We start from the raw sequence: 24,864 nt of genomic DNA, 5'->3' as shown, positions 1-24,864 counted from the left end.
CCGCCGGCGGGAGCCGCGACGCCCGTTATCCGCAGGCCGTCTCACCGGGACCGGAGTGCTCCAGATATGCGACGATCGCGTTCGTCAGCCCACGCCGGGCTTCGTCCAGGTCGGTATAGGTGCCGAGTTGCCGCTCCGAGACGATTCCCCGCATCGCGCCCGGCAGGAACGCGGCCACCTCACGCACCCGGGCGGGGTCGACATCGAGATCGGCGAAGGCCTTCTGGCAGAAGGTCTCCCACGCCTCCCCCCATGAGGACAGTTCGGCCGCAGTGCGCGGGTAGAGCCGTTCCAGTTCCGCGCGATCGCGGGGTAGGGCGGTGCGCAGAGTTTCGATGGCCCGGGAATCTGTCGAGGTCAGACCCCGGTACAGGGTTTCGACGGTGGCGGCCACGCGATCCCGTAGCGGCGCGCCGGTATCGAAGACCACCGGGAGTGCGCCGCGTCGTTCGGCGGTGCGGCGCAACACCGCCGACCAGAGGCCGTCGGCATCCTTGAACTGATATTTCACCGCGCCCCAGGTGGCACCGATCTCCTTGGCGATGCGGTTGGCGGACACGGCGCCCGGCTCGCCCGAGGCCAGCGAGCGCAGGGCGGCCTCCAGCATGCTCTCGCGAGTGGCGTGGCCACGCCGGTTCCCACGCCGTCTGCCGGTAGCCGCTTCGGTCATCCTTCGGATGGTAGTGGTGTCGCACCGTTTTCCCGCGCGGTTTCCGTGGCCGGACCCGGTCGGGGACGCGCTCGGAACCCGCTGACCCCAATTTCACAGAACCCACCGTCATACTGTCGTGGCGACAGTAGCATCTCGACTGCGAGCCGATGGGTGCCGCCCATCGGCCGGGTCCGTGTCATCAACCCGTCGACCGCCCGAGAGGACAACAGGCCATGGCCAAACCACCGTTGTCCATGCAACCCACCGGATGGTTCCAGATCGCGTGGTCGGCCGAGGTCGGCATCGGCGACGTCCGCCGGATGAAGTACTTCGACCGCGAGATGGTCGCCTGACGGACGGCCTCCGGCAGGGTCGCGGTGATGGACGCCTATTGTGAACACCTCGGCACCCACCTGGGCTACGGCGGCCGGGTCGAGGACGAACGCATCGTCTGTCCGTTCCACGGCTGGGAGTGGAACGCCGAGGGCCGCAACGTCTGCATCCCTTACGAGAACCGGCCGAATCCGGGGCGACGTATCCGCAGCTATCCGGTGGTGGAACGCAACGAGAGCATCTATATCTGGCACGACGTCCACAGCCGCGCCCCCTATTTCGACGTGCCCGATGTGTTCACCGGATTCGGCGACGGCGCGACTGCGGCCGACTACTACCCTGCCTACGGCCGGTTCACGCTTCACCGGGAACGCCTGGAACTGCACCCGCAGTACGTCCTCGAGAACGGAGTGGACTTCGCCCATTTCGAATACGTGCACAAGGTGCCGATCACCCCGAAGTTCACCCGTCAGGATTTCGACGCACCGGTCTCGTATGTGGACTTCACCATCACCTTCGCCGCCGGCGACGGTGTCTCCTCCATCGACGATGTCACCAGCGGCGTCAATGCCATCAACGGCGGACTCGATGTGGCCGTCACCAAGGGCTGGGGCATGGTCGACAATCGCACCGCCTCGGCGGTGACACCTGTCGACGACACCACCTGCGACGTCCGGTTCTCGGTATGGGTCGCCCGCCTGCCCGGCGATAACGGCGCCGAACAGCCCACCAAGGCGAACCAGACCGCCCGCGCCGTGATCGAGCAGTTCGAGGCCGATATCCATATCTGGATCTGGATCTGGATCTGGCGCCATCAGCGGTATTCCGATCCCCCGCCCTGGCGCGCTCCGAATACGAGGGTTTCAAGGCCCTGCGCACCTAGGCCGCCCAGTTCTACCCCGAGAGCCGGCCGACCGATCGGGCGGTGCGGACCGCCGAACACTGAGCCACCGCACCGACCGTCCGTCCCCGCAACCCGACCGGCCGTACCGCCTCTATACCGCCGGGCCCGACAACAGAAGGACGAAAACCGATGACAGTCGAGAACACGCCGATCCGGGTATTCCAGGTGGCCACCGGCAATGTCGGTACCGAGATGATCAAACGGATCGGCAACCACCCCGATCTCGAGCTCGTCGGGTTGCACTGCTACACACCGGAGAAGATCGGCCGCGACGCCGGGGAGATCGTCGGGCTCGATCCGATCGGCGTCGTCGCCGCCGGGTCGGTGGACGACATCATTGCCGCGCGACCCGATGTGGTGACCTATCACGGCGTGTTCCCGGACGAGGACCTCTATGTGAAGGTCTTGGAGGCCGGGATCAATATCGTCACCACCGCCGATTGGATCACCGGGCACCACCGCGACCGGAACCATCCCCATCCCTCCGGCAAACCCACCACCACGGTGCTGGAGGAGGCGTGTCGGAAGGGCGGGGCGACGTTCTACGGCACCGGTATGAACCCGGGGCTCACCCAGATCCTCGGCATCGTACAAACCTGCGATGCCGCCGAGCTGGAGAACGTGACGGTCATCGAACCCGTCGATGTGTCCTGTCACCATTCGGTGGGTTCCTGGGAAATGTGCGGTTACGGTCGTCCCGTCGACGACCCGGAACTGCCCGGCATGCTCGAGAAAGGCACCCGGGTCTTCGCCGACGGCGTTCATCTGATGGCGGACTGTTTCGGCCTGGAACTCGACGATGTCGTCTTCGACTACGAGCTCGGCGCCTGCACCCGAGATGTCGACCTGGGATGGTACAAGCTGCCCAAGGGATCACTGGGCGCCAATTACCTGAAGTATCAGGGTGTCGTGGACGGTGCGCCGAAGGTGGAAGTGCACGTGGAATGGCAGATGACTCCCCACGCCGAACCGCACTGGAACGTCCAGGGCTGCTATATCACCAAGATCAAGGGCGATCCGTGTGTCGCCAGTAAGCACCGGGTCCTGCCCCGGCCCGGCACCGATTTCTCCTCCCCCCGAGGCGTTCGCGTCCGTCGGTATGACGGTGACCGGTCTGCCCGCCCTCAATGCCATCCGTTCGGTGGTCGACGCACGGCCGAGCGTGATCACCAGTGCCGATCTCCCGCTGCGCGCATTCGCCGGCCGCTTCAGGTAGTGGGGCGCAGCTCGGCCACCAGCTCGCCGACCCGGGCCTCGAGCTCGTCGCGAATGGGCCGGACCGCCTCGATGTCCCGCCCGAGGGGATCGGGAACATCCCATTCACGGTAGCCGATCCCAGGAACCGCCGGACAGTCGTCTTCATAGTCCATGGTGACGATGACATCGGCGGCCCGTGCGATCTCCTCGGTCCACGGCATGGGGAATGCACCGCCGATATCGATTCCCACCTCACGCATCGCCTCCACGACCACCGGGTCGACGTCGTCGACGGGGTCATCACCACCGGACCAGGCCACGGCGTGGTCTCCGGTCATCCGGTTGAAGAACGCGAGGGCCATCGGCCCGCGCCCGGCATCGTGCGCGGACAGGAACAGCACCATCGGCCTACCCGATCGGGCCCTGCCCTCCACCTCGGCCAAGGCGTGCAGGCGTTGCCGGGTGAAGCGTTCGGCCGGCAACGGCGGGAAGTCGGTGACATCGGCGTGGGCGCGGACATGGTCGTAGGAGGAGCTCAGAAACCTCTCGACCGTCTCCCCGCCGAATACGCCCTCGAATTCGCGTTCCAACCGGCCCGCGGCGGACCGCAAGGCGATCTGCTGGTCTATGGAGGATTCGCCGTGCGGGGGGACAGCGCTCGGAGCAGGGCTTTCCGTCATGATCGTTCCTTTGTGTCGCGAAGCCGTACATCGGTCCGATCGGCGGGCAACCGGGACCTACGGTCGTGTCGCCGTCACCGTCGGCATTGCCCACATTTCCCGATGTCATGCCTCGAACAGCAGGTAGAGACCGGTGCAGGTGAAACCCACCGTGATCGGTGTAAAGGCCGGTCGGCCGGCGCGCAGGCGACAGCAGCGCAGTCCGCGGTCGAGCGCCGCCACCGCACCCACCCCTCACCCGCCGACCTGTGCCGGTCCTTCCGACAGCCGGAGTATTCTTCCAGTTCATCGACTGTTCGATCCCGACTTCGGTAACAGTCGTGCACCATACAGAGATCCGACCATCCCGATCACGGTTCACACAGCGGTCCCCATGAGTCATGAGCATTGATATCCGGGTCTACGCCGAACTGAACGATTTCCTCCGCCCTGACGAGCGGTACACGGTGCTGCGTCGGCCGTTCCGGGCGCATCAGACCGTGAAGGACGTCCTGGAATCCGTCGGCGTCCCGCACACCGAGATCGACCTGGTACTCGTCGACGGCCATCCGGTGGATTTCACCCACCGCCCGGAGACCGGCGCCCGGATCACCGCCTACCCCGTCTTCGAGACCCTGGATATCGGCCCGGTGACCCGGGTGCGTCCGCATCCACTGCGTGAACCGCGATTCGTCGCCGATGTCAATCTCGGCGGCCTCGCCAAACTCATGCGGCTGATGGGATTGGACGTACACTGTCCGTGGACCGCCGACGATGCGGCACTCGCCGGGGTGTCGGCGGCCGAACACCGGATTCTGCTCACACGCGACCGTGGACTTCTCAAACGCCGCACCGTGACCCATGGCGTCTACATCAGAGCCGACCGGCCGATCGACCAGATCGTCGAACTGGTCCGCCGTCTCGATCTCGCCGACCGACTGGCCCCGTTCACTCGCTGCCTGCGCTGCGGCGGCCTCGTCGACATGGTCACCAAGGCCGAGGTGGCGGATCGGCTGAAACCGCTCACCCACCGCTATTACGACGATTTCCGACGCTGCCGGGACTGCGGACAGATCTACTGGCCGGGATCGCACCGCACCCGGCTCGACGCCACGGTCGAGGCGATCCGCGCCGCGGTGACCCCTCGTGACCGCGTCGGATAACCGTTACCGAGCGCCGACCGGGGATTTCACCCCGGTCCAACCGTTGCGCGACCACCCACAGCCTCCGCCCCGTTTCCGAAGCCCGCGCTCGCGGTGACGCGGCGACCGGTACCAGAGGGCCGACCAGCCCCCACCGTTTGCCGGGTCCGAAGGAAATCACCGCACTCGACGCCGGAGGCGAGGGCGGCCATCAGGATGGGAGGGGGACCCCGCGCCGGAGTCCGGGTGACCGGATGGGCCGGCGTCATCACGCTGTCGCTGTAGACGCTCCGGACGAGCAGGCTCTGATCCGCGGAATCGTGGAACGCACGCCACCGGGGTGCGCACCCACCGACAGCGCCGGCAAACCGGTCGCACACAGTCGACGCTGCAGTTCGAACATGAAGACCATGGACGCCATCTTCGAGCGCGAGTAGGTCACCGGCCGCCCGCGTTTCCGCTCCGCCTGTAGATCCTCGAAATCCAGGGCAGCCGCCCGCCGTCGATGACCGAGGCTGCTGATCGTGACGATCCGACCGGCCGGCAAGCGGTGACCATATCGATCAACCGGCCGATCAACGCGAAATGCTCCAGGAAACTGGTCCCGAAGTCGGACTCGAAGCCGTCGACCGTCAGCAGACGTTCCCCGGCCACGATTCCCGCGTTGTCGATCAACAGAACCAGCCGGGGCAGTCGCGCGCAGCAGCCGGGCGCATTCGGCGATCGAGGACAAATCCGCGATATCGAGATGCACGGTTCGAATATCGGCGTCCGGGACCGTTTCCTCGAACTCCGTCTTCGCCCGTCGGGTCGAGCATCATGATGAACGCCGCCGAGGCGACAACCTGCAACACATCGTCGACGGTGATCGACGGAGTGGCCGTGAGGGCCTCTACCTCGCAGATATTCTCCTCGAATACCGCCGGCGCCGGCCGCCCCCGAGTGGGGAAATGCCGATAGAGGACACCCTGCCCCACCCCCGCAGCGCGCGATGGCCGACATCGGCACCCCGGAGCCCTCGTCGGCGAACAGGGCGCGTGCCGAGGCGATCAGCGCGGCACGGTTACCGGCCGCTGCTCTGGGCCCCTGTTGACGCGGGGTGAGTCCGTCATCGTGGGTACCCTATCGCACGACGGAGCGGGCAACAGTCGGTGAAGAAGCCTCACACCAGCCGCAACACACGACCGCACCGCTTGTATCCGACCCCGCCGAGCATCAACCGCTGTTCGATGGCACGAGAACACACCGTCGGCCCCGACGGCCACCAGTCGTCCAACTCCACCAGGCCCGGCTCCATCAGATCCAGATCCCCGAAGAACGAGGCGATCTGCTCTCTGGTCCGGAACCAGCCCGTACCCAGTCCCTTCTCCAAGTACCGTCGCTGCACCTCCTGCGCCAGCCGGTGTGCCTCCGTCCCGTCGTCCGGATCCCAGAAATGCGTGATCGCCACGACCGAACCGGGGGGCAGCGCATCAATATAACGACCTACGATCCCCGCCGGGTCCTGCTCGTCATCGATATGGTGTAGGACCGCGCCCAGGATCACCGCGATCGGACGAGCGGTGTCCAGGTGGTGGACGATCGCCGGATGGTCGAGCAGTGTGCCCGGGACGGTGAGATCACCGGGGAGGAAGAGGGTTTCCTCGTTGGCTTCCAACAGCACTCGGCCGTGCGCGTTGCACATCGGGTCGTTGTCCACATACACCACCCGGGTCTCACGGTTCTCCCCCTGGGCGATCTCATGAGTGTTGTAGGCCGTCGGCAGACCGGCGCCGATATCGAGGAACTGGTCGATACCCACCATCCCGGCAAGGTATCGAACCACACGCTCCAGCCAGGCCCGGTTCATTCGGGCCAGATCCATCATCCCGGGTGCGACCTCGAGGATCGCGTCCAGCACTTGGCGGTCGGCTTCGTAGTTGTCCTTGCCGCCGAGGGCTGCGTCGTATACCCGGGCGATACTCGCCCGGGTGCTGTCGAGGTCGGCCGGCGCACGCTCTCCGGCCGGCGAAGGATACGGGGTATCGGGCATCGAAGGGTCTCTCTATCCGAGATCGTGTGGAGCGGGGCAGTCGGGTACGCGCGGGACCGATGTTCCGGTGCGCGAGCGGAACACGGCCGTGCCGACCTGGGTACATATGGGTGATATGGAATGCTATGACGCTTCGCCCGGCCGCGCGTCGGTATCGACGCCGGCGCGAATCCGTCGCCGGCCGATCGAAATTTGTCGAAAAAGTTTGTCCGCTGCCATATGCCCTGGTCATAGTAGAAATATTCGTTGGTGCCGGAGTACCCGCAACGATCATGATGTATTTCGTGCTCCGCGTGGGGAAATCGGCGAACTTTCTCGTGCGCGGTCACCCGAGATACCGTAGTGGACCGCCGAGACCCGTGGGCGTGTCCACTCCCGTGCATCGCGACAGGGACGAGGAGGACCGCGATATGACCATCGGGAGACCCCTTCTGCTGGAGGGCGTGGTCGGCTCCACCGCCTACGGCCTGGCCGGTCCGACCAGCGATATCGACTACGCCGGTATTTACGTGGAGCCGACCCGCAACCTCCTCGGCCTGCACCCTTCCTCTCGGGCACGCGCGACCAGGCAGGGCCGAGACGGCGCCGACGCCACCTATCACGAGATCGGCAAAGCGATGTCGCTGCTGCTGTCGTGCAATCCGACGGCCACGGAGATCCTGTGGCTCGACACCTACACCGCGGCAACCGACTCCGGCCGGGAATTGATCGGGCTCCGCGGATACTTCCTGTCGGCGGCCCGGGTGCGCGACGCGTTCTTCGGCTACGCCACCGGCCAATTCCGGCGCCTGGTGTCCCATGGCCACTCTCCGGGATATCCGGCAGCGCGGCGGGAGAAGCACGCTCGCCACACCATGCGTCTGCTGTGGCAGGGCTACCAGCTGTACACGACCGGCGTCCTACCGGTCCGTCTCCCCGATCCGGACCGATACCACGCGTTCGGCCGCCGGATCCGCGACGACCCCGACGCGCATGCCGCGCGCCGGCTGATCGCCGAGTACGAGACCAAGTTCGACACCGCGGTCACCGCACTGCCGGCGTCGCCGAACGAAGCACCGCTCGAGGACTACCTCCAGCGCGTGCGCCGCGCCCACCTCGAGCCGGAGGCCGAATGAGCACCACCTGGTACACATCCGACCTACATATCGGTCACCGGCTCGTCGCCGGCCTCCGTGGCTTCGACACTCCGGCCGAACACGACGCCGCGCTGGCCACGTATTGGGACGATGTGGTCGGTCCCGACGATGCGGTGTGGGTTCTCGGTGATATCTCCGTGGGCGGGGAACGCGCGGAACTCGCCGCCCTGGAGTGGGTCTCGCGACGCCCCGGCACGAAACACCTCGTGGCCGGCAATCACGATTCGTGTCACCCGATGCGCAGCCGCGCGCATATCTGGCAGCGTATCTACCTGTTGGTGTTCGAGTCGGTGCAGCAGTCCGCTATGCATCGACTCGACGGCGAGCGGGTTCTGCTGTCCCACTTTCCCTATGCCGGTGATCCGGATGGCGACCATACCTCGGAGAACCGTTTCGAGGAGTGGCGGCTCCCGGCCACCGGTGACAACGCCCACCGGACGCTGTTACACGGGCACACCCACAGTTCGACATGTGTCCGGGATCGACAGATCCATGTGGGCCTGGATGCGCACGGCCTGCGCCCGGTGGCCGCGGACCGGGTGCAGGTGCTGCTCGAATCGAATCCGCCGGTGTGAACGAATTCGGGTCCGGTCGTCGTCAGAGTTGTTGCGGCTCCGGGATCCGGCTCTCGTTCATGCGGCGGCCGATCAGCGCCGGCCCGCCGCACAGGCACCACAGGGCTATGACGGGATCGCAGATCGCGCAGCCGAGGGCCGAATCGTGCGCGAAGGGGAGGATGGGATTGCCTTTGAGATGATGCACCAGGTCCCAGGCGGTGTGGAGCAGCCAGGCGACACCGATCCAGGTCCAGGATTCTAGTCCACGGTAGGCGCAGTAGGTGATGGCGGCGGTGCCCAGGATCTCCCACACTCCGAACCCACCGCCGCTGAGGTAGGCGGCACCCGCCCCGGCGACCATGACCGCGTTGAAATGGCGACGGGTGCGGGGATCGCGGATGGCGGAGTTCAGCAGGACGTAAAGGGCGCCGACCAGTAACGGCGCGATATAGGTCATGGTGAGTGGCCTCCAAAGCGGTGGAACCTCAGGGTTTGGAACAGAACGTCTAGAAGCTATTCCTCCGACCAAGTGGTTCCCAGTGGCATTTTTGACAGACACCAACTAAAAAACGCCATCTGATATCGGCCCGTCGAACTGCGGCGATCGTGAGTAAGGACCAAATGACCTGTTGTGAATCGGTGGCCGTATCCCGCTCATCAGGTACGTTCAAGCCATGCACACCGTGGCCGTTCTCGCCCTGGACCGGGTAATCCCCTTCGATCTGTCCACCCCGATCGAGGTGTTCGGCCGAACGCGGCTACCCGATGGCCGCTCCGGCTATGGGGTCCGGATCTGCGCCGAAAACCGGCAGGTCGACGCGGGGGCGTTCACCCTGCACGCCCCGTGGGGACTGGACGGCCTGGACGGCGCGGACACGATCGTCGTTCCCGGCACCACGGAGCCCATGGCCGCCCTCCCGGTCGCGGTACGCGAGGCGGTACGGGCCGCCGCCGCGGCCGGCACACGTATTGCGTCCATCTGCTCCGGCGCGTTCCCGCTGGCCGCCACGGGTCTGCTGGACAACAAACGGGCGACCACACATTGGGCCGCCGCGGATCTTCTGGCGGCGGCCTACCCGGAGATCGATGTCGATCCCAACGTCCTCTACGTCGACGAGGGCCGGATTCTCACCTCCGCCGGCGCCGCCGCCGGACTGGACCTGTGTCTGCATATGATCCGTCGCGATTACGGATCGGCCGTAGCCGCCGAGGCCGCCCGTCTCTCGGTCATGCCCCTCGAACGCGAAGGCGGGCAGGCGCAGTTCATCGTGCAGCCGTACCCCCCTGCTCCGCGCGGCTCAACATTGGAACCCGTCATCACCTGGTTGCAGGACAACCTCTCCCAGGACCTCACCATCGCCACCATCGCCGCCCGCGCCGGAGTGAGTCCCCGGACCCTGATTCGACGCTTCCGGGAGCAGATGGGCACCACCCCCCTACAGTGGGTGCACAGCGCCCGCATCCGCCGGGCCCAGCATCTGCTGGAAACCACCGACCACACCGTGGAACGCATTGCCGCCCAAGTCGGATTCGGTTCACCCACCGCCTTCCGCGACAGGTTCAAACGCACCACCGGAATCAGTCCGCACAGCTACCGTCGCGCGTTCCGCTGATCCGACAGTCTCGTGCCGGCGCTTCCGAAGGCGTACGAAAGGTGCCGCCGACCCGGCGTTGCGCACACGGAATCGGGGAACCCTGCACACGGGGCCATATCCGACCACGCTACCCAACCCGGCCGGGGCACCGAGGAAGTACCGCACTGTCGCCGCACCACACACAAGCATATCCGCCCCAGCGAGTACCGGCGCTCACGATTCACCGCGATACCGCTTATCCCGCGCCACACACCGGTACTGTGGCCGCACTGCGGATATTCTGCTGAGGCCCGGTACGAACCGGTGCGAGACCCTCGCCGCCGAAGAGCTCGAGACCACGGCCCGGACTCACCCGCGCGGCGGACCGGAAAGGACGATAGATGAAGACCAGACTGACCTGCCCCTGCGGGGAACATATCGTCGGGACGGACGAGGACGATCTGGTGGCCAAGGTGCGCCGGCACCTTACCGAAAACCATCCGGGACACGACTACAGCCGAGACGAAATCCTGTTCATGGCCTACTGATGGCCCACCGAGAGCGCGGACGGTATGAGATCCGCGCTCTCATTCCACAGGCGTCTTGATCGGGGCAGCCCGTGGTGAGAATTTCCCTGGATTACCTGCTGCGGCAACTCCGGACGACCTGGTCGAGCTCTACTCTCTCGACGGGCCGGTGCTCACCTTCACGACGAATTGGACGGCATCTCGGGGGACGTAACCGGTGTGGCGCGCACGGACCCGGGCAGCGACGAGCACGGCGGGCACCAGGTCAGGGCCGCGCTGGGCGATCCCGCCTCCGCCGGGGGCCACGACCTTCCCGCGACAGCGCGCTCCGCGGGCGATACCCGGGTCCCGCCGGCGGATGACCCGAGCGTCCTGGCCCGCCTCTACGATGAATCCAGCAGACGCGTCCAGCGAATACGCCTTTCGGAGATGGCTTCCGGAAATGAAAGCGATTTCCTTGCCGCCGCTGTCGACCGCACCGTCGACATGAACCGCATGCTGCGCGTTCGGCGCGCATATGACGGGAACAGGTCTCCAGGTGCCGCCCCCGGATGGCGCACCGATTCCCACCTCCTCTTGCGCGGCGGCACTCGCTCCCCACGGGGGTCTTCGAAGCCGGTTTCGTTCGCTGAACACACTCTCCGAGCCTCCTTATGGCCTCTCACCTCGTGTTCCCCGGCGGCATGGACTGCCGTCACATCGTCGGCATATGGGAGGGCCCGTGGCGGGAAGACCGCGGACTCGCCTACGTCGATCTCGCCACGGATTACCGACACCATTGGTGCCCCAATCCCCACCACACTCCCTCGTCTTCCGGCTGAGCGCGGGTCGGACAGCTCTGCCCACATCGGCAGATCGAGCGGTCGGAGGCGATGTGAAGCATCGGAGCCGTGTCCTCGCGCGGGCACTCTGTGGTGACGCGGTTGCAGGCCGGGCGAACGTCCCGTGGTATACGAAAACGGGCATCCCGCCCAGCGGAAGGATCGGTATCACATGGACGACCACACACTCGCCGCCACCTTGGCAGCGGAAGCGGGCGAGCTGCTGCTCGGTATCCGCGAACTCGGCGGCCGGGCCGGCGACCAGCGATCCAACGGCTTCCTCCTCGACCGGCTGCGACGGGAGCGACCCGATGACGCCGTGCTGTCGGAGGAGTCGCCGGACAATACGGCGCGCACCGGACACTCCCGGGTGTGGATCATCGACCCGTTGGACGGCACCCGCGAATACGGGGAACCACCGCGCGAGGACTGGGCGGTCCATGTGGCACTCGCCGTGGACGGAGAGCCCGTGGCCGGCGCGGTCGCCCTACCCGCCGCGGGAATCGTGCTGCACACCGGAGCGCCGCCGACGCTCGCGCCGACGGCGCCCGGCGTCATCCGGATGGCGCTGTCACGTAGCCGCCCCTCCTTCGAAGTGCAGCGGCTGGTATCGCGTCTGTCGGCCACCCCGGTCCCCATGGGGTCGGCCGGTGCGAAGGCCATGGCCGTCGTGCGCGGGATCGCGGACGTCTACGCGCATTCCGGGGGTCAATACGAATGGGACTCCTGCGCGCCGGTCGCGGTCGCGGCCGCCGCGGGGCTACATGTCTCCCGCCTCGACGGAACACCGCTGCGCTACAACCGACCCGACCCGTATCTACCCGATCTGCTGATCTGCCGACCCGAACTCGCGGAGCAGGTGCTGAAGGCACTGTCCGAATAGCGCGGGAGGCATCGCCGTCTCCGTATCCGAAGGGCACCGGCGGATACGGAGACGACGAGCACTCAGTTCGGTGTTCCGGTGCTCGTACCGGTGGGGGTCGGCGCAACGGATTCCGTTGTCGTCGCAGGTGGTTCGGTGGTCGAGGGTGCACTTGTCGGAGCCGCCGTGGTGGAAGGCCGGGTGGTCGCGGCGATCTCGGTGGGAGCCGCCGCCGAAGACGAAGCCACCGGCTCGGAGGTGGTCGACGTGCCGGGAGCCTCGGTAGAGGATACGGATGTCGACGTCGGCGCGCTGCCGGCCTCGGTCGTGGTAGGGGCGGCGCCGGTCGTCGTCGGTGACACGGTCGGTTCGCTCGTCGGTGCCGTCGAGGTGGCCGCCACCGCCCGATAGGCGTCGGCGAAGTCCTCCGCTTCGGGCTCGGCGCGGGTGTCGACGGGTTCCCCCGCCTGGGCCTGTTTCGCCAGATGGGTGAGCCAGGCGGCCGCGTATTCGGCAGAGGTCAGCGGCTTTCCGTTGCCGGGGTCGGCGTCCTGCCAGTAGTCGAAGTGGTGACCGGTGTGGTTCGGCCCGAGGGTGAGCTTGTACGGGTCGCTCATGACCACCGGGATCGTGTTCTGATTCGTCACGATGAGACCGATGATCTCGTTGAGCACCTTCTGCGGCAGATATGCCAGCGGCGACAGTTGTTCGGTCGAGATCGACTCCGCCGGCTCCGGTTCCGTCGTCGGCCGGCCCGGTTGGTAGGCCGGGTCCGACACCCGCAGCAGCACCTCGAGGAAGGTCTCGTCGCTGCTCATCCAGTTCGGCTGCGACCGGATATCGGTGAAGGCCGTCAACGCGATACGGCCGAGGACCACGGCGACGTCATGTCCTGTCGCCGGTGTGAGCCCATCCCGTTCGAGCGTGTCGACATTCAGCTGCCGGCCCACATTCACCGCCAACTGCAGCAGGGAGATGTTCTCCGGCGCGGCGCAGGTGAGGTCGCCCTCGGAGCAGAACGATGCGACCTTGCCGTCCAGCGCACCGAACCCGCCGCTGGTGCCCGGCAGCGCGCCTCGACCCGAGACCGGTGCCGCGCCGTTCTGATACTGCCGGTCGAAGCCGTCGGGGTTGCCGTACGGGTTCTGCGCGCCGGGGAACGGGCCGTCGCCCGCCGAGCGACCCGGGTCGGCGAGGATAACGACACCGAGGACATCGGCCGGGTCCACGATCCCGTATCCGTCCGCGCCGGGCTCCTGGTGTCCGACGTTCATCGCCACACGCCGTACGACGTCGGCGCCTTCGCTGTAGCCGACAATCGAGAACTTGGTGTCCGGGCACGCCTGCGCGATCTCCCGCATCACCTGCTGCGTATTCGCGACACCGGTGGTGACGGCGTCCTCGTAGGTGGCCATGTTCGCCGGATACGCGATGTAGACGGCGGCGTAGGAGCCCGGCTCGACATCATCGGCGGGCGCATTGACCACCGGGTCGACCCACTCGCTGTTGTGATCACCCGCCAGCGCGGCGGGCAGCAGTTCACCGTTGGCCCCGACCAGCATCTTCGTCGTCCCCTCACGCGGGGTGTCGTTGCGACCGGCCACCGAGATGGTCACCATATCGTGGCACTCCGTCACGGAGGCCCGCAGCCGTGTGTCCTCGATATGTTGCGGGGATGTCAACGCCCATGAGGCGGCGACCACCGCCGCCAGTCCCAGCACGGCCGGCGCGGCGACAGCCGAGGCGATGCGATGCCGCGCGATGAACTCGCGAAGAGCCATGTCCTTTATCCCATTCCATGAACCGACAAGTGGACGGACAGGCCCCCCGACGGGCCATATGTCACCAAGGACGTCGCGCGCGGGTCGAGGATCGTTACGGGGCCCGGCTGTGTCGATCTCCACAAGGTAACGGTCGCCGCCAACGGTCGATGCGCGTTGGGAACGCAACTCCGGAACGTGCGGCCACTACGTGGACACGGTCATCGATTCGCGGACCTCGCCCCGGGCGCGCCGCGCCGATGGCCCAGGTGAGCAGCTCGGTCAGAGGCCGCATCCCCGCGGGCTTGCGGAGTTTCGCCATGGCTTTGGCCTCGATCTGACGAATGCGCTCGCGCGAGACGCCGGCAGGCGCCCTACCTGGTCCAGGGCCGGAGACCGTAACTCTTACGACGGAAGGGCCGCCCTCACCGCCGCGAGCGGGCGGCCCGGTGCACTCGGGCCGGTCTCGACCCCCAATGGTCGGACGTGTCCGAACTGATAGGAGTAGTGCATGTGAGCGGTCGACCAACCGACAAGGTGGCTTTCATCACCGGAGCGGCGCGCGGTCAGGGACGCGCCCACGCGGTCCGCCAGGCGGCCGAGGGCGCCTCCCTGACCCGCGCCGCGGAGACGAACCAACTGCCGGCGAATACGAACACTCCTGCTACCGGAGGTGATCGCCCAGCCGGAGGATATCGCCGACGCCGTGTGCCGGCCGGCGAGCGACGAATCCCGGTTCGTCACTGCGACCAGTGTCTCGGTCGATCTGGGCGCCGCCCGATACGGGTCGCCGCCGGCGGGTCGAGTCGAAGTACGGGCACGGCCCGCCGGGCCGTGGACATCCGGAAAGGATATCGATATGGCACTGCTCGCCGACAGAGTCGCCGTGATCACCGGCGGCGCCCAGGGTATCGGACTCACCATCGCCCGTGCTTCCTGCGGGAAGGCGCCCGCCTGGTGATAGGCGATCTGGATCCGGGTGCGATCGAGCGGGAGCCGGATGTGGATCGGAACCGCACCCATCGGCCGGGTTCATAGGCCTCGACCGTATAGCGGATAGGTCCGTGACCCCCGCTCGCGCCCACCTCGAGCGGGCGGTCGAGCCGCATGGGCGGCCACCGATCGCCGGGCCAGAGCCGGTCCTCTCGGCCGGCAAGGCCATCGATGAGCCTGCCGATCTCTTCACCGGAGACCGGCAGCGTGCGCGTATGGATACCGAGTACGGCCATGGTGGCCACTCCTTCTGGTCATAACGCCTCGACGAACGCCGTGTACTGGAGAACTGTCTCCACAATCAATTAGAGAATATCCTCTAATACGCGGGGAGGCCACCACAGGCTCCTCCCCGCTGCCCGCTCATCATGGACGGCCCATCGCGATCGTGAGGCCCGCGTTGTCGAGACGGTGGACACACCGAGCGACTCGGTCCCCCACCGCAGTTCGGGCCGCCCACCGGGAATTCCACCTGGATGCTCCGCCGGAATTCCCCGCACCGAACATATAAGGTGTTGCACTGCACCGGATTCGACCCAGTTGCTCCCGAAGGGAAACGACGGCGATGGTCAGTTTCTTCACCAAATACGGGGAGCTCCTCGTGGCGGAAGAACTCGCGGTGAGCCAGTGGGCATCGAACCAGTTGGGCGGCCACGCCGTCTGTGGACTGCTGGCCCGGCAGCTCGAAACCCACTGTCCCACAGGGTTCATCCCGACGCGGATGACCGTGGACCTGTTCCGGCCCGTGGCCAACAAGCCGCTGCGGGTGCACAGCGAGGTGGTCCGCCGAGGCTCGCGGATGACGGTCGCCGACGCTTCCATCGTGCAGAACGAGCAGATCCGAGTCCGGGCCACGACAGTCTTTCTGACCACCGGGGTGGTCCCACCGGGGCAGGTATGGAAGCCCGCACCGGTTCTGCCCATGCCCCCGCGAGGGTGTGTTTCGCCGGACGGTTCGCCACCGCTGTTCAAAAGCGGCGATCGGGAGTGGAGCCGCGACTTCGTCACGAACCAGAACGCCGACCGCAAGATCTTCTGGCACAGTCTGCCCCCGCTTATCGAAGGCGAACCGCTCACTCCGTTCCAACGCGCCGCATTCCTCGGCGATACCACCAATCTCGTCTGTCACTGGGGATCCTGCGGCGCCGGCTACATCAACACCGATATGACCCTCACCCTGGCGCGGCTCCCACTCGGATACGAACTCGGCCTGCGGGCCGACAGCACAATCGCCGCGAACGGTATCTCGATCGGTACCGCCACCCTCTACGACCGCGACAGCGCGGTCGGCACCTGCGTGGTCACTTCCCTATCCAATCCCCTACGGCAGATCGATTTCGCCACCGTGTTCGGGCCCTGAGATCGAAACAGCCGAAATCGGCGGCCCTGTCGACAGACCGTGAAGATCTCGCTCACCCACGAGTGGCAGCCCCCGGTCATGGATGGCGAGCGACGTCTCCCGTGGAGCACTCTCACCAACCGAAAGGGTCGCGGTCCACGCCGGGTAACCCCCTGTTGCCCCGCTCGGTCCATCCCCGCTGCTTGATCACCTTGCGGGCGCGGCGGTGGTTGCGGCCGATCAAGCGATCGAGGTAAAGGTGTCCGGCGAGGTGGTCGGTCTCATGTTGCAGACAGCGGGCGAGATAGCCGGTGCCTTCGACAGGAAAAGGGCTCCCGAGCTGTCCACGCCGCTCACCCACGCCCATTCCGCCCGGCCGGTGGGATAGCGCTCGCCGGGAACCGACAGGCACCCCTCGAGATCGTCGGGATCGGCTCGGGTAGTGATGAGGTCTCGATCACCGGGTTGATGACGTGCCCCCGGTACCGACGGTCCCCGTCGATCAGGGCGTTCACAGAGTTCGAGCTCAGACCGGACCCGATCGACCTCGCACTCGCCATGAGCGCCGATCTCGACCGCGAACTCCTACGCGGCTGTATCGAAGACCGGATCGCTGTCCTGGTGGCCCGCGAACAGCAATTCGCCCACCAACTCGACCGACGCCGGCCCGATCAGAGCGTCGCCGACGACCTGATCGTCGCGCACGCCAAGGTGCGTATTCGAGCCGAAATCGACTGGCACAGGAAGGTCCTCGCAGATATCGACAAACTCGAAACGCGCTGACCGCTGACGTCCTACCGCCCCGGAAGGTCAGTGGTTCCCATCCCGGCGTCGACCGCTGAGAGACGGTACGTCCCTTCGCACGAACGATCAGCGACCGCGTCGGCCGCGCAGATAGTCGCTGACCACAGCGGCCCCGAGACCGTCCACATCGGGTGCCACGACACGACCTCCGCTGCGGCGGGCGATCAGGTCCATGAAGGCGGCCAGCCCGGAATCCTCACCGAGCATGAACACCGTGACGGACGCGCCGAGTTTGGCCAAGGCGTCGACCTGGGCCATGGTCACGCCCAAGGTATGTGGGTGGGGAGGCCAGTCGAAGTAGGATTCGCCGTTCGGTTCCAGGTGGGCCGTGGGCTGGCCGTCGGTAACGACGAGTACGACGGGCACCGCGTCGGGATGCCGGCGCAGATGTTGCGCGGCCAGCAGCAGGGCGTGGTGCAGATTGGTGCCCTGTTCCCAGACAGCGTCCAGGGCCGTCAGTTCGCCGATATCGACCGTTTTGGCGAGCCGACCGAAGGTGATCACGCTCAACTCGTCGGTGCGGTAGCGGGTGCTGATGAGGTGATGCAGGGCGAGAGCGGTGCGTTTCATCGGGACCCAGCGGCCGTCCTGCACCATCGACCACGAGGTGTCCACGCACAGCGCCAAGGCCGCCCGGGAACGCTGTTCGGTCTCCATCACCTCGACATCGGAAACGTCCAGGGTGACACGGCGACTGCCCGCCGACGCCGACCGCAGCACCGCATTGCGGATGGTTCTCGACACATCCCACGGCTCCGTATCACCGAACCGCCAGGGGCGGGTGGCGCCGGTCGGCTCGCCGGACGCGCCGGCGCGGGCGGATTCCCGTTGCCCGCGACGGGCGCGCAACCGCCCGACGATATCCCGCAGCGCCACCTCGCCGAGGCGGCGTAACGCCTTGGGGGTCAAACGAAGCGAGCCATCAGGTGCGCGTTCGAACAGACCCTGGCGGCGTAGCTCCCGTTCCAACTCGGCCAGCCTGGCCGCGTCCACGCGCGCCTCGTCACCGAGGTGGCGGCCCAGGGCCTCCAGATCGATGTCCTCCATGGTGGCACCCGGATAGGACTGGGCGAGCTGTTCGGCGAGCGCGTCCAGTTCGGCGAGATCCTGGAGGGCTTGGGCACCTTCGCCGAGACCCAGCGGATCCTCGCCCCGGAACCGGCGCGAGGAAGACCAGTCCTCACCGGGCCGCAGTGCCTGCAGGTTGGCGTCCAGTGCGGCGACCTGCTCCGCGATCCGCGAATCACCGAAGGCCTGGCCGATCAGCTGGGACAGTTCCGCCTGCTGTTCGGCGGTCATCGAGTTCATCATGCGCTGCGCGGCGGCGGCTCGGGCGGCGAGCGCGTCGATCAACTCCTCGATGTCGCGCGGGTTCTCCGGGAAGAATTCGCCGTGTTCGGCCATGAAATCGGCGAAGCGCTGGTCGGTATCCTCTCCCCGGGCATGCGCGGCGAGGAGTTCGTTCAGATCCGACATCATCTGTCGGATCCGCTCCACGTCCTCCGGGGAGGTGTTCTGCAGGGCCTGTTTCATACCCTGGAAGCGGGAGTCCAGGAGTTCGCGGCCGAGCAGGTCGCGAATCTTCTGATAGTTCTCCCGCCCGGTTTCGGAGCGCCACGCGTAGTCGGCGAGTTCGTTGATGGCGGCGGCCGTACTCGACGGCAGGGCGTCCAGCCGCGCCTCGGCGAATCGGGCGTCGTCGCCGGGATCCGGGAACAGGGCCCGGCGCTCAGCATCCAGGGCTTGGTCCAGCAGTTCCCGAACCTGTTGCAGGGTGCCGTCCAATCGGTGCCGACGGGAGATCTCCGCGCGCCGCTGCCACAGCCGGCGGGTCAGATCCTCCAGTCCGCGCACCGAACTCGTACCACGCCGCAGCAGTTCCTGCAGCGCGGTATGGGGGGAGCTGCCCTCCATTACATCGCACCCGATATGGTCCAGCGCCTCCCGCAGGTCGAGCGGGGGTGCCAACGGATCGGGCCCGTCGTGGTAGGGGCCGTAGGAGTAGCGGTCGGGCGATGTCATCGAATCTTCCGGTCGGGTGCCTATTTTCCGTACACCGCGGAACCGCCATCGGAATCCTTGGCGATCTGACGTGCCAGATACAGGGACTCGAGGGCGAATTCTACGGCGGAGGCGATCCGGGCGGGCGGATCGGCGGCGTCCACTCCGAGGCGGGCCGCGACCTCGTGCAGTACCGGCAGTTCCGGCAGCGCGGACAGCACTTCCTCACCGGTCACCCGTTCGCCGGTGGCGACCAGGTTGCCGTTGCCGACCGCATCCGCCAGCGGCCGCAGGTTCAGACCGCCGAGGCGCTCCCGCGCGGTCTCGGAGAACGACCGCCGCAGCAGGTGCACGAGATGTTCCTGTTCCCGCCCCTCCTCGCCGTGCTCGAACTCCAGTTTGCCGCGCAATACCGGGGCCACGGATTCCAGATCGATGGGGCGGGCGACGGCGGGGCGTTCCCCGGTGACCGCGGAGCGGCGGCGCGCGGCGGCGGCGACGGTCTCCGCGGCGGCGACCGCGAATCGGGCCGACACGCCGGAACGCTGGTCGATCGCGTCCGAGTCGCGTAGATGCCGCACGAACCGGGCGAGCACCTCGATCAGCGGGTCACCCACCTCCGCCACCAGTTCGGCCTCCTGCCGGACCAGCACCATCTCGGCCTCGACGGTGAGCGGGTAGTGGGTGCGGATCTCGGCGCCGAACCGGTCCTTGAGCGGGGTGATGATCCGGCCGCGGTTGGTGTAGTCCTCGGGGTTGGCGGTGGCGACCAGCAGGACGTCCAGGGGCAGACGCAGCGTGTAGCCGCGGACCTGGATATCGCGTTCCTCCATCACATTGAGCAACGCCACCTGGATGCGCTCGGCCAGGTCGGGCAGCTCGTTGACGGCGACAATGCCGCGGTGGGCGCGCGGGACCAGGCCGAAGTGGATGGTTTCCGGGTCACCGAGGCTGCGGCCCTCGGCCACCTTGACCGGGTCGACGTCGCCGATGAGGTCACCGACGGAGGTGTCCGGGGTGGCGAGTTTCTCGGCGTAGCGTTCGGAACGGTGCCGCCAGGCGACGGGCAGATCGTCGCCCATTTCCGCGGCCAACCGAATACCGGCGGGGCTGATGGGGGCCAGCGGATGTTCACCCAGCTCGGTGGTCGCGATCACGGGAGTCCACTCGTCGAGCAAGCCCACCAGGGTACGCAGCAACCGGGTTTTACCCTGGCCGCGTTCGCCCAGTAGTACGACGTCGTGGCCCGCGAGGAGGGCGCGTTCCAACTGCGGCAGGACGGTCCGACCGAAGCCGACGATACCGGGCCACGGGTCCTCACCCGCTCCGAGCCGAGCCAGCAGATTCTCCCGAATCTCGGTCTTCACGTCACGCGGCAGATACCCCGCCGCACGCAACTCGCCCGCGGTGGCGGGCAGGTGTTCCGGAGCAATCACCCCATCGACGCTACGACGATCCGGCGATCTCGTCGACAAGAAGTAACTCGGTGGACACACACACCGGTCATCCGACGTCCTCGAGCAGCTGCTGCGGCGCGGCCTGCCGCCATGAGTCGAAGACGATCGCCTCCAGTTCGTCGCGGTCGTCGAGCGCGGCCAGCCGCACCCGAACCCAGGCGTTGGCGGACTCGTGGGAGGCGATCCAGAATTTGTGCGGTTCGGCGACGACCAGTTCATCGCGGTCCACGATCGGGCAACGGACCGCCATCGAGGTCTCGTCCTCCGGGAGCGTCAGGAACAGCCTGCCCGTCACCCGGAACGTCGGCATTCCCCAGCTGAACTGTTCGGTCGTCTCCGGCAAGGACAGGGCATAGGCGCGAGCATCGTCCCCGGTGGCACTCATACGGCGAATCCTCGCATGCGCCACCGACATATCCGAACCGCTCCCCGGAACATCCGCGCCGGTGGCCGCGCTGATCGCGGCGCGCCGGGGCGGTCGCCCGGCCGGCAGGCGTGAGCACCGTTGAGGACCGCACGTGAAACTGGAAAACACCTTCACCGTTCCCCTCCCCGCCGGCGATGCCTGGCCCGTCCTGCTCGATCTGGAGCGAATCGCTCCGTGCGTACCGGGCGCCGTCATCACTCCGCGAGAGGGCGACGATTTCCACGGAAGGACCATGGTGAAACCGGCGCAGTTCGGCCGCAGCGCGCTCGCCGATGTCGCGACCACCCTCATCGACCGGTTCGCCGCCGATGTCGCCGACGAGATCTCGACCTCGGCCCAGCGGTCCGCTCCGGACCCGACCGCGAGTGCCGCCGACACTCCTGCCGCAGACGAGCCCGCCCCGACGTGCCCACGCCCCCCCGCCCCCCCGCCCGAGCCGATCGACCTGTTCCAGGCCACGGGGATCGGCGGCAACCAGAAGCTCATGCCGGCGGCCGCCGGTCTGCTGGCGGCGTTCGTCGCCTTCCGGCGCCGCCGCTGACGTATCCGATCCGATTCCCGCATACCGGCTCGACCACGCCGTGGTTGCGCCGAGTGCGTGAGGCGGACACCCCGCCGCGCGTAGGCTCGGCACTCGACAAGATCATGGTGTCCCGCCACCGACGTTAGGAGCTCCGCCGTGCGAATCGGCATCATGCTCAACGAACCCTCCGGCCCCGACGGCCTGCGCCGGCTGGCCGACGAACTGCGGCGCACCGCCGACGAGGGCTTCGATTCGGCCTGGCTGTCGCATATATTCGGCGCCGACGCCCTCACCGCGCTCGCCGTCGCCGGCAGCCAGGTGCCGGGTATCGAGCTCGGCACCTCCGTGGTCCCCACCTATCCCCGCCATCCTGGCGCCCTCGCCCAACAGGCGCGCACCACCGCGCTCGCGGTCGGCCCCGGCCGGCTCTCGCTCGGTATCGGGCTGTCGCACCAAATCGTCATCGAGAACATGTTCGGCTACGACTTCACGCGCCCGGCCCGCCATATGAAGGAGTATCTGTCGGTTCTCGTCCCGTTGCTCGAGGGTGAGCAGGTGTCGTATTCGGGCGAGAGCGTCAGCGCCAACCTGGCGCTCACCGTGGGAAACGAAGACCGCGTCCCGGTGCTCGTGGCGGCGCTGGGCCCACAGCTGTTGAAACTGGCCGGCCGGCGCACCGACGGCACCGTCCTGTGGATGACCGGCCCGGCCACCATCCGCGACCATATCGCGCCGACGATCACCGCGGCCGCCGCCGAGGCGAATCGTCCCGCCCCACGGGTGGTGTGTTCGCTTCCGGTGCTGGTCACCGATGACCTCGACGGGGCGCGGGAGAAGGCCGCCGAGACCTTCGCGGTCTACGGGACGCTGCCCTCGTATCGGGCAATGATGGACCGGGAGGGAGTGGACGGCCCCGCGGATCTGGCGATCGTCGGTTCGGAGGAACAGGTGGCCGCGCGTATTCGGGATCTCTTCGACGCGGGCGCCACCGAATTCGTCGGGGCGGTGTTCGGCGGCGGCGGGGCGGCGACCCGCACCCGGGAACTGCTCATCGGTCTGAAGTCGTGAAATAGCCGCTCGACAGGCCGAACGCCGACGCTGCTGGTACAACTGGGCAGCGGTCGTGGTTCGCGATGTACTTACGCGGGTTCCGCCGGCCCGAGCCGGACGGGACCTTCGACCGGGTCGACGCGGACCCGCGAAACGAGAGGTTGATCGGCGTGGACAAAAGCGCGCTACAGAAGTTGTTCGACCTGAGCGGACGGTCCGCGATCATCACCGGGGGTACCCGCGGGATCGGGTCGACGCTCGCGGAAGCATTCGCGAGCGCGGGGGCGAAGGTCGTGGTGGCCGGTCGCGATCCCGAATCCTGTGACGAGACCGAGGCGCGTCTACGGGGGTTGGGCGCCGACGCCCTCGGCGTGCCGACCCACCTCGGCCGAGTCGAAGAGCTCCAGACGCTGGTCGACACCACCGTGGACCGGTTCGGCGGTATCGATATCGTGGTCAACAACGCGGCCAACGCGCTCGCGCAGCGGTTGGGCAAGATGACTCCCGAGGCATTCGACAAATCGTTCGGGGTCAATGTGCGGGGGCCGCTGTTCCTGGTGCAGGCCGCCCTGCCGTATCTGCGGGTCAGCGAACACGCGGCCGTCCTGAACTTCGCCTCGGCGGCCGCGTTCCAATTCGCTCCCGCCCTCTCCCTGTACGCGGCCGGTAAGGCCGCGTTGGTGTCGTTCACCCGCTCCATGGCCGCCGAATATGCCGATGACGGCATCCGCGTCAATGCGATGGCTCCCGGCCCGGTGGACACCGATATGGTGCGTAAGAATCCACCGGAGTTCATCGCGGCGATGGCCGAGCAGACGCTGCTGCGCCGGATCGCGAAACCCGAGGAGATGGTCGGTACCGCGCTGCTGCTGTGCTCGGACGCGGGCAGTTACATCACCGGGCAGACGTTCCTGGTCGACGGTGGCATCGTCGCCCACTGATCCGTCCGTCACCCGCCTCGGAAAGGAATAGCCGTGTCCGCCGTGTCCATCGAGTATCTGCCCTCCGGCGTCGTCGTAATGACCCTGGACCGTCCGCATCGGCGCAACGCGCTCGACTCGCAGACCGTCGCCGAACTGCACACCGTGCTGGACGAACTCAACGGTAGGCCCGAGGTACGCGCGATCGTCCTCACCGGCGCCGGGGCCGGTTTCTGCGCCGGCGCCGACCTCAGAGCGACCCCCGAGGACTTCACCGCAACCGACGCCACACCGACCGCCGCGCTGCTGGGCAGTGTCCGGACCCCTGTGGCCCGGACACTGGCCTCGCAGGAGCTGATGGCGTCGGCCTTCGAGAAGATCCATCGACTCCGGCAGCCGGTGATCGCCGCGGTCAACGGTGCCGCCGTGGGCGGCGGGTTCGCCTTGGCCTTGGCCTGCGATATCCGCTACGCGAGCCCGACGGCCACCTTCGGCGCGGTGTTCATCCGGCACGGCATCTCCGCCTGCGATATGGGTACCAGCTACCACCTGCCGCGCCTGGTGGGAGGCTCCCGGGCGGCGGAGCTCATGTTGACCGGCCGCGTTTTCGACGCCGAGGAAGCCGCCCGCATCGGGCTGGTCCTCGAGGTCGTCGACGTCGACGACCTGCTCGCCCGGGCGGTGGCCAAGGCCCAGGAGATCGCACGGCATTCCCCGCTCGCGGTGTGGATGACGAAGGAGACCATGTGGCAGACCGTCGACTCCCCGAGTCTGCGGCACGCCCTCGACATCGAGAACCGCACACAGGTGATGTGCAGCGCGACCGGCGAACTCGGTGCCTCCTTCGCCGCCTTCCGGGACGGAACCTCCCCCCAGTGGGGGCCGCTCTGACCGACGAGCGAAGCGGCGACAGTGGCAGGATTTCACCGACCGAACTCGTGTCGTATGCCCTGTCATCGGCGGATATCGACCGCCGCTATCTGCTCGGAATCACCGGTCCGCCGGGGGCTGGTAAATCGTCGCTGGCCGCGGAACTGGTCGCGGCGATCGGCCCGGTCGCGCAGGTCGCCCCGATGGACGGCTTCCATCTGCGTACCCGGGAGCTCGAGCGTCGGGGCGCGCTCGCTTGTAAGGGGCAGCCGGACACATTCGACGTCGACGACTTCCTGACCCGACTGGAACGGCTGCGCGATA

At 67.2% G+C, this 24,864-nt stretch carries 23 protein-coding genes and 6 pseudogenes; 17 read left to right on the top strand and 12 right to left on the bottom strand.

Features of this window, described 5'->3' with window-relative positions:
• Positions 1-25: 25 nt before the first annotated feature.
• On the bottom strand, positions 26-670 hold the full coding sequence (locus ON20_RS11615; protein ID WP_083864854.1) for a TetR/AcrR family transcriptional regulator: 645 nt from the start codon (positions 668-670) through the stop codon (positions 26-28).
• A 215-nt stretch (positions 671-885) separates the two neighbouring features.
• Between ON20_RS11615 and ON20_RS11610 the strand changes: the two are divergent.
• Together ON20_RS11610 and ON20_RS11605 are read left to right on the top strand one after the other, a co-directional pair.
• A pseudogene (locus tag ON20_RS11610) lies at positions 886-1,868 on the top strand (aromatic ring-hydroxylating dioxygenase subunit alpha).
• Between the two features lie 150 nt (positions 1,869-2,018).
• Positions 2,019-3,105, top strand: a pseudogene (locus ON20_RS11605) (NAD(P)H-dependent amine dehydrogenase family protein).
• Here the strand turns inward: ON20_RS11605 and ON20_RS11600 are convergent.
• Complete coding sequence (locus ON20_RS11600) at positions 3,098-3,766, bottom strand: arsenate-mycothiol transferase ArsC (RefSeq protein ID WP_040835210.1); 669 nt, start codon at positions 3,764-3,766, stop codon at positions 3,098-3,100. The pseudogene ON20_RS11605 and the gene ON20_RS11600 sit on opposite strands and share 8 nt — an antisense overlap.
• A 380-nt stretch (positions 3,767-4,146) precedes the next feature.
• Between ON20_RS11600 and ON20_RS11595 the strand changes: the two genes are divergently transcribed.
• Positions 4,147-4,908 (top strand): Mut7-C RNAse domain-containing protein, encoded by a 762-nt coding sequence (locus ON20_RS11595; protein WP_040835209.1) that lies wholly within the window; start codon positions 4,147-4,149, stop codon positions 4,906-4,908.
• A 417-nt stretch (positions 4,909-5,325) separates the two neighbouring features.
• Here ON20_RS11595 and ON20_RS33055 read toward each other — a convergent pair whose 3' ends face one another.
• On the bottom strand, positions 5,326-5,562 hold the full coding sequence (locus ON20_RS33055; RefSeq protein WP_051162216.1) for a hypothetical protein: 237 nt from the start codon (positions 5,560-5,562) through the stop codon (positions 5,326-5,328).
• A gap of 487 nt (positions 5,563-6,049) precedes the next feature.
• Positions 6,050-6,919 (bottom strand): SAM-dependent methyltransferase, encoded by an 870-nt coding sequence (locus tag ON20_RS11580; protein WP_040835208.1) that lies wholly within the window; start codon positions 6,917-6,919, stop codon positions 6,050-6,052.
• 410 nt (positions 6,920-7,329) lie between these two features.
• On the opposite strand from ON20_RS11580, the gene ON20_RS11575 reads away from it, so the two are divergent.
• A complete protein-coding gene (locus tag ON20_RS11575; protein WP_040835327.1) occupies positions 7,330-8,034 on the top strand; it encodes a nucleotidyltransferase domain-containing protein in 705 nt (234 codons plus the stop codon).
• Positions 8,031-8,630: a metallophosphoesterase gene (locus ON20_RS11570; protein ID WP_040835207.1), complete on the top strand. Its 600-nt coding sequence runs from the start codon at positions 8,031-8,033 to the stop codon at positions 8,628-8,630. Before ON20_RS11575 ends, ON20_RS11570 begins: the two co-directional genes overlap by 4 nt.
• A gap of 22 nt (positions 8,631-8,652) precedes the next feature.
• On the opposite strand, the gene ON20_RS11565 is transcribed toward ON20_RS11570, so the two are convergent.
• Positions 8,653-9,069 (bottom strand): DUF6010 family protein, encoded by a 417-nt coding sequence (locus ON20_RS11565; RefSeq protein WP_051162211.1) that lies wholly within the window; start codon positions 9,067-9,069, stop codon positions 8,653-8,655.
• Positions 9,070-9,286: 217 nt separating this feature from the next.
• Between ON20_RS11565 and ON20_RS11560 the strand changes: the two genes are divergently transcribed.
• Together ON20_RS11560 and ON20_RS34345 are read left to right on the top strand one after the other, a co-directional pair.
• Positions 9,287-10,225, top strand: coding sequence for a GlxA family transcriptional regulator (locus ON20_RS11560; RefSeq protein ID WP_040835206.1), 939 nt, complete (start codon positions 9,287-9,289; stop codon positions 10,223-10,225).
• A 362-nt stretch (positions 10,226-10,587) separates the two neighbouring features.
• A complete protein-coding gene (locus ON20_RS34345) occupies positions 10,588-10,734 on the top strand; it encodes a DUF1059 domain-containing protein (RefSeq protein ID WP_083864853.1) in 147 nt (48 codons plus the stop codon).
• 129 nt (positions 10,735-10,863) lie between these two features.
• On the opposite strand, the gene ON20_RS37910 is transcribed toward ON20_RS34345, so the two are convergent.
• Entirely contained in the window at positions 10,864-11,283 is a 420-nt protein-coding gene (locus ON20_RS37910; protein ID WP_040835205.1) for a hypothetical protein, read from the bottom strand.
• 423 nt (positions 11,284-11,706) lie between these two features.
• Between ON20_RS37910 and ON20_RS11550 the strand changes: the two genes are divergently transcribed.
• On the top strand, positions 11,707-12,417 hold the full coding sequence (locus ON20_RS11550) for a 3'(2'),5'-bisphosphate nucleotidase CysQ (protein ID WP_040835204.1): 711 nt from the start codon (positions 11,707-11,709) through the stop codon (positions 12,415-12,417).
• A 62-nt stretch (positions 12,418-12,479) separates the two neighbouring features.
• Here the strand turns inward: ON20_RS11550 and ON20_RS11545 are convergent, their stop codons facing one another.
• Together ON20_RS11545 and ON20_RS40525 are read right to left on the bottom strand one after the other, a co-directional pair.
• Positions 12,480-14,177 carry a cutinase family protein gene (locus ON20_RS11545; RefSeq protein WP_040835203.1) on the bottom strand — a complete coding sequence of 566 codons (1,698 nt, stop codon included), beginning with the start codon at positions 14,175-14,177 and terminating at the stop codon, positions 12,480-12,482.
• A 94-nt stretch (positions 14,178-14,271) separates the two neighbouring features.
• Positions 14,272-14,685: a sigma factor-like helix-turn-helix DNA-binding protein gene (locus ON20_RS40525; RefSeq protein ID WP_083864852.1), complete on the bottom strand. Its 414-nt coding sequence runs from the start codon at positions 14,683-14,685 to the stop codon at positions 14,272-14,274.
• On the opposite strand from ON20_RS40525, the pseudogene ON20_RS36305 reads away from it, so the two are divergent.
• From ON20_RS36305 to ON20_RS11530, 3 genes and pseudogenes are all read left to right on the top strand, one after another.
• Positions 14,670-14,769 (top strand): annotated as a pseudogene (locus ON20_RS36305) (SDR family mycofactocin-dependent oxidoreductase); the annotation flags it as partial. The gene ON20_RS40525 and the pseudogene ON20_RS36305 overlap by 16 nt on opposite strands.
• Before the next feature lie 60 nt (positions 14,770-14,829).
• Positions 14,830-15,117: a hypothetical protein gene (locus ON20_RS38765; protein ID WP_040835202.1), complete on the top strand. Its 288-nt coding sequence runs from the start codon at positions 14,830-14,832 to the stop codon at positions 15,115-15,117.
• 597 nt (positions 15,118-15,714) lie between these two features.
• A complete protein-coding gene (locus tag ON20_RS11530) occupies positions 15,715-16,509 on the top strand; it encodes a thioesterase family protein (protein WP_040835199.1) in 795 nt (264 codons plus the stop codon).
• A 112-nt stretch (positions 16,510-16,621) separates the two neighbouring features.
• On the opposite strand, the pseudogene ON20_RS11525 reads toward ON20_RS11530, so the two are convergent.
• A pseudogene (locus tag ON20_RS11525) lies at positions 16,622-17,099 on the bottom strand (peptide deformylase).
• Here ON20_RS11525 and ON20_RS11520 point away from each other — a divergent pair.
• A pseudogene (locus tag ON20_RS11520) lies at positions 16,996-17,271 on the top strand (PadR family transcriptional regulator); the annotation flags it as partial. The pseudogenes ON20_RS11525 and ON20_RS11520 sit on opposite strands and share 104 nt — an antisense overlap.
• 87 nt (positions 17,272-17,358) lie before the next feature.
• Here the strand turns inward: ON20_RS11520 and ON20_RS11515 are convergent.
• The 3 genes from ON20_RS11515 to ON20_RS11505 all read right to left on the bottom strand — a co-directional run bounded on the left by ON20_RS11515 (position 17,359) and on the right by ON20_RS11505 (position 21,135).
• A complete protein-coding gene (locus tag ON20_RS11515) occupies positions 17,359-19,314 on the bottom strand; it encodes a vWA domain-containing protein (RefSeq protein WP_040835197.1) in 1,956 nt (651 codons plus the stop codon).
• 20 nt (positions 19,315-19,334) lie between these two features.
• Positions 19,335-20,729 carry an ATP-binding protein gene (locus ON20_RS11510; protein WP_040835195.1) on the bottom strand — a complete coding sequence of 465 codons (1,395 nt, stop codon included), beginning with the start codon at positions 20,727-20,729 and terminating at the stop codon, positions 19,335-19,337.
• Positions 20,730-20,796: 67 nt separating this feature from the next.
• Positions 20,797-21,135 (bottom strand): MmcQ/YjbR family DNA-binding protein, encoded by a 339-nt coding sequence (locus ON20_RS11505; protein ID WP_040835194.1) that lies wholly within the window; start codon positions 21,133-21,135, stop codon positions 20,797-20,799.
• A gap of 133 nt (positions 21,136-21,268) precedes the next feature.
• Here ON20_RS11505 and ON20_RS11500 point away from each other — a divergent pair, with 133 nt between their 5' ends.
• The 5 genes and pseudogenes from ON20_RS11500 to ON20_RS11480 all read left to right on the top strand — a co-directional run.
• Complete coding sequence (locus ON20_RS11500; RefSeq protein WP_040835193.1) at positions 21,269-21,718, top strand: SRPBCC family protein; 450 nt, start codon at positions 21,269-21,271, stop codon at positions 21,716-21,718.
• A 138-nt stretch (positions 21,719-21,856) separates the two neighbouring features.
• Positions 21,857-22,768 (top strand): LLM class F420-dependent oxidoreductase, encoded by a 912-nt coding sequence (locus ON20_RS11495; RefSeq protein ID WP_040835192.1) that lies wholly within the window; start codon positions 21,857-21,859, stop codon positions 22,766-22,768.
• A gap of 152 nt (positions 22,769-22,920) precedes the next feature.
• Positions 22,921-23,691 carry an SDR family NAD(P)-dependent oxidoreductase gene (locus ON20_RS11490; RefSeq protein WP_040835319.1) on the top strand — a complete coding sequence of 257 codons (771 nt, stop codon included), beginning with the start codon at positions 22,921-22,923 and terminating at the stop codon, positions 23,689-23,691.
• A gap of 78 nt (positions 23,692-23,769) precedes the next feature.
• Positions 23,770-24,561, top strand: a complete 792-nt coding sequence (locus ON20_RS11485; protein WP_051162275.1) for an enoyl-CoA hydratase/isomerase family protein — start codon at positions 23,770-23,772, stop codon at positions 24,559-24,561.
• Positions 24,546-24,864 (top strand): annotated as a pseudogene (locus ON20_RS11480) (nucleoside triphosphate hydrolase); the annotation flags it as partial. The gene ON20_RS11485 and the pseudogene ON20_RS11480, both read left to right, overlap by 16 nt.

Origin of the sequence: Nocardia brevicatena NBRC 12119, assembly GCF_000308495.1 — a bacterium.
GTDB lineage: Bacteria > Actinomycetota > Actinomycetes > Mycobacteriales > Mycobacteriaceae > Nocardia > Nocardia brevicatena.
This window is presented reverse-complemented; position numbering and strand designations above follow the sequence as displayed.

Bases quoted from the DNA above. Each gene is read 5' to 3' on its own strand.
- ON20_RS11505 (WP_040835194.1), bottom strand. From the start codon at position 21,135: ATGAGTGCCACCGGGGACGATGCTCGCGCCTATGCCCTGTCCTTGCCG.
- ON20_RS11550 (WP_040835204.1), top strand. From the start codon at position 11,707: ATGGACGACCACACACTCGCCGCCACCTTGGCAGCGGAAGCGGGCGAG.
- ON20_RS11515 (WP_040835197.1), bottom strand. From the start codon at position 19,314: ATGACATCGCCCGACCGCTACTCCTACGGCCCCTACCACGACGGGCCC.
- ON20_RS11560 (WP_040835206.1), top strand. From the start codon at position 9,287: ATGCACACCGTGGCCGTTCTCGCCCTGGACCGGGTAATCCCCTTCGAT.
- ON20_RS11580 (WP_040835208.1), bottom strand. From the start codon at position 6,919: ATGCCCGATACCCCGTATCCTTCGCCGGCCGGAGAGCGTGCGCCGGCC.
- ON20_RS11615 (WP_083864854.1), bottom strand. From the start codon at position 670: ATGACCGAAGCGGCTACCGGCAGACGGCGTGGGAACCGGCGTGGCCAC.
- ON20_RS11600 (WP_040835210.1), bottom strand. From the start codon at position 3,766: ATGACGGAAAGCCCTGCTCCGAGCGCTGTCCCCCCGCACGGCGAATCC.
- ON20_RS11595 (WP_040835209.1), top strand. From the start codon at position 4,147: ATGAGCATTGATATCCGGGTCTACGCCGAACTGAACGATTTCCTCCGC.
- ON20_RS11565 (WP_051162211.1), bottom strand. From the start codon at position 9,069: ATGACCTATATCGCGCCGTTACTGGTCGGCGCCCTTTACGTCCTGCTG.
- ON20_RS11545 (WP_040835203.1), bottom strand. From the start codon at position 14,177: ATGGCTCTTCGCGAGTTCATCGCGCGGCATCGCATCGCCTCGGCTGTC.
- ON20_RS11575 (WP_040835327.1), top strand. From the start codon at position 7,330: ATGACCATCGGGAGACCCCTTCTGCTGGAGGGCGTGGTCGGCTCCACC.
- ON20_RS11485 (WP_051162275.1), top strand. From the start codon at position 23,770: ATGACCCTGGACCGTCCGCATCGGCGCAACGCGCTCGACTCGCAGACC.
- ON20_RS34345 (WP_083864853.1), top strand. From the start codon at position 10,588: ATGAAGACCAGACTGACCTGCCCCTGCGGGGAACATATCGTCGGGACG.
- ON20_RS11570 (WP_040835207.1), top strand. From the start codon at position 8,031: ATGAGCACCACCTGGTACACATCCGACCTACATATCGGTCACCGGCTC.
- ON20_RS11530 (WP_040835199.1), top strand. From the start codon at position 15,715: ATGGTCAGTTTCTTCACCAAATACGGGGAGCTCCTCGTGGCGGAAGAA.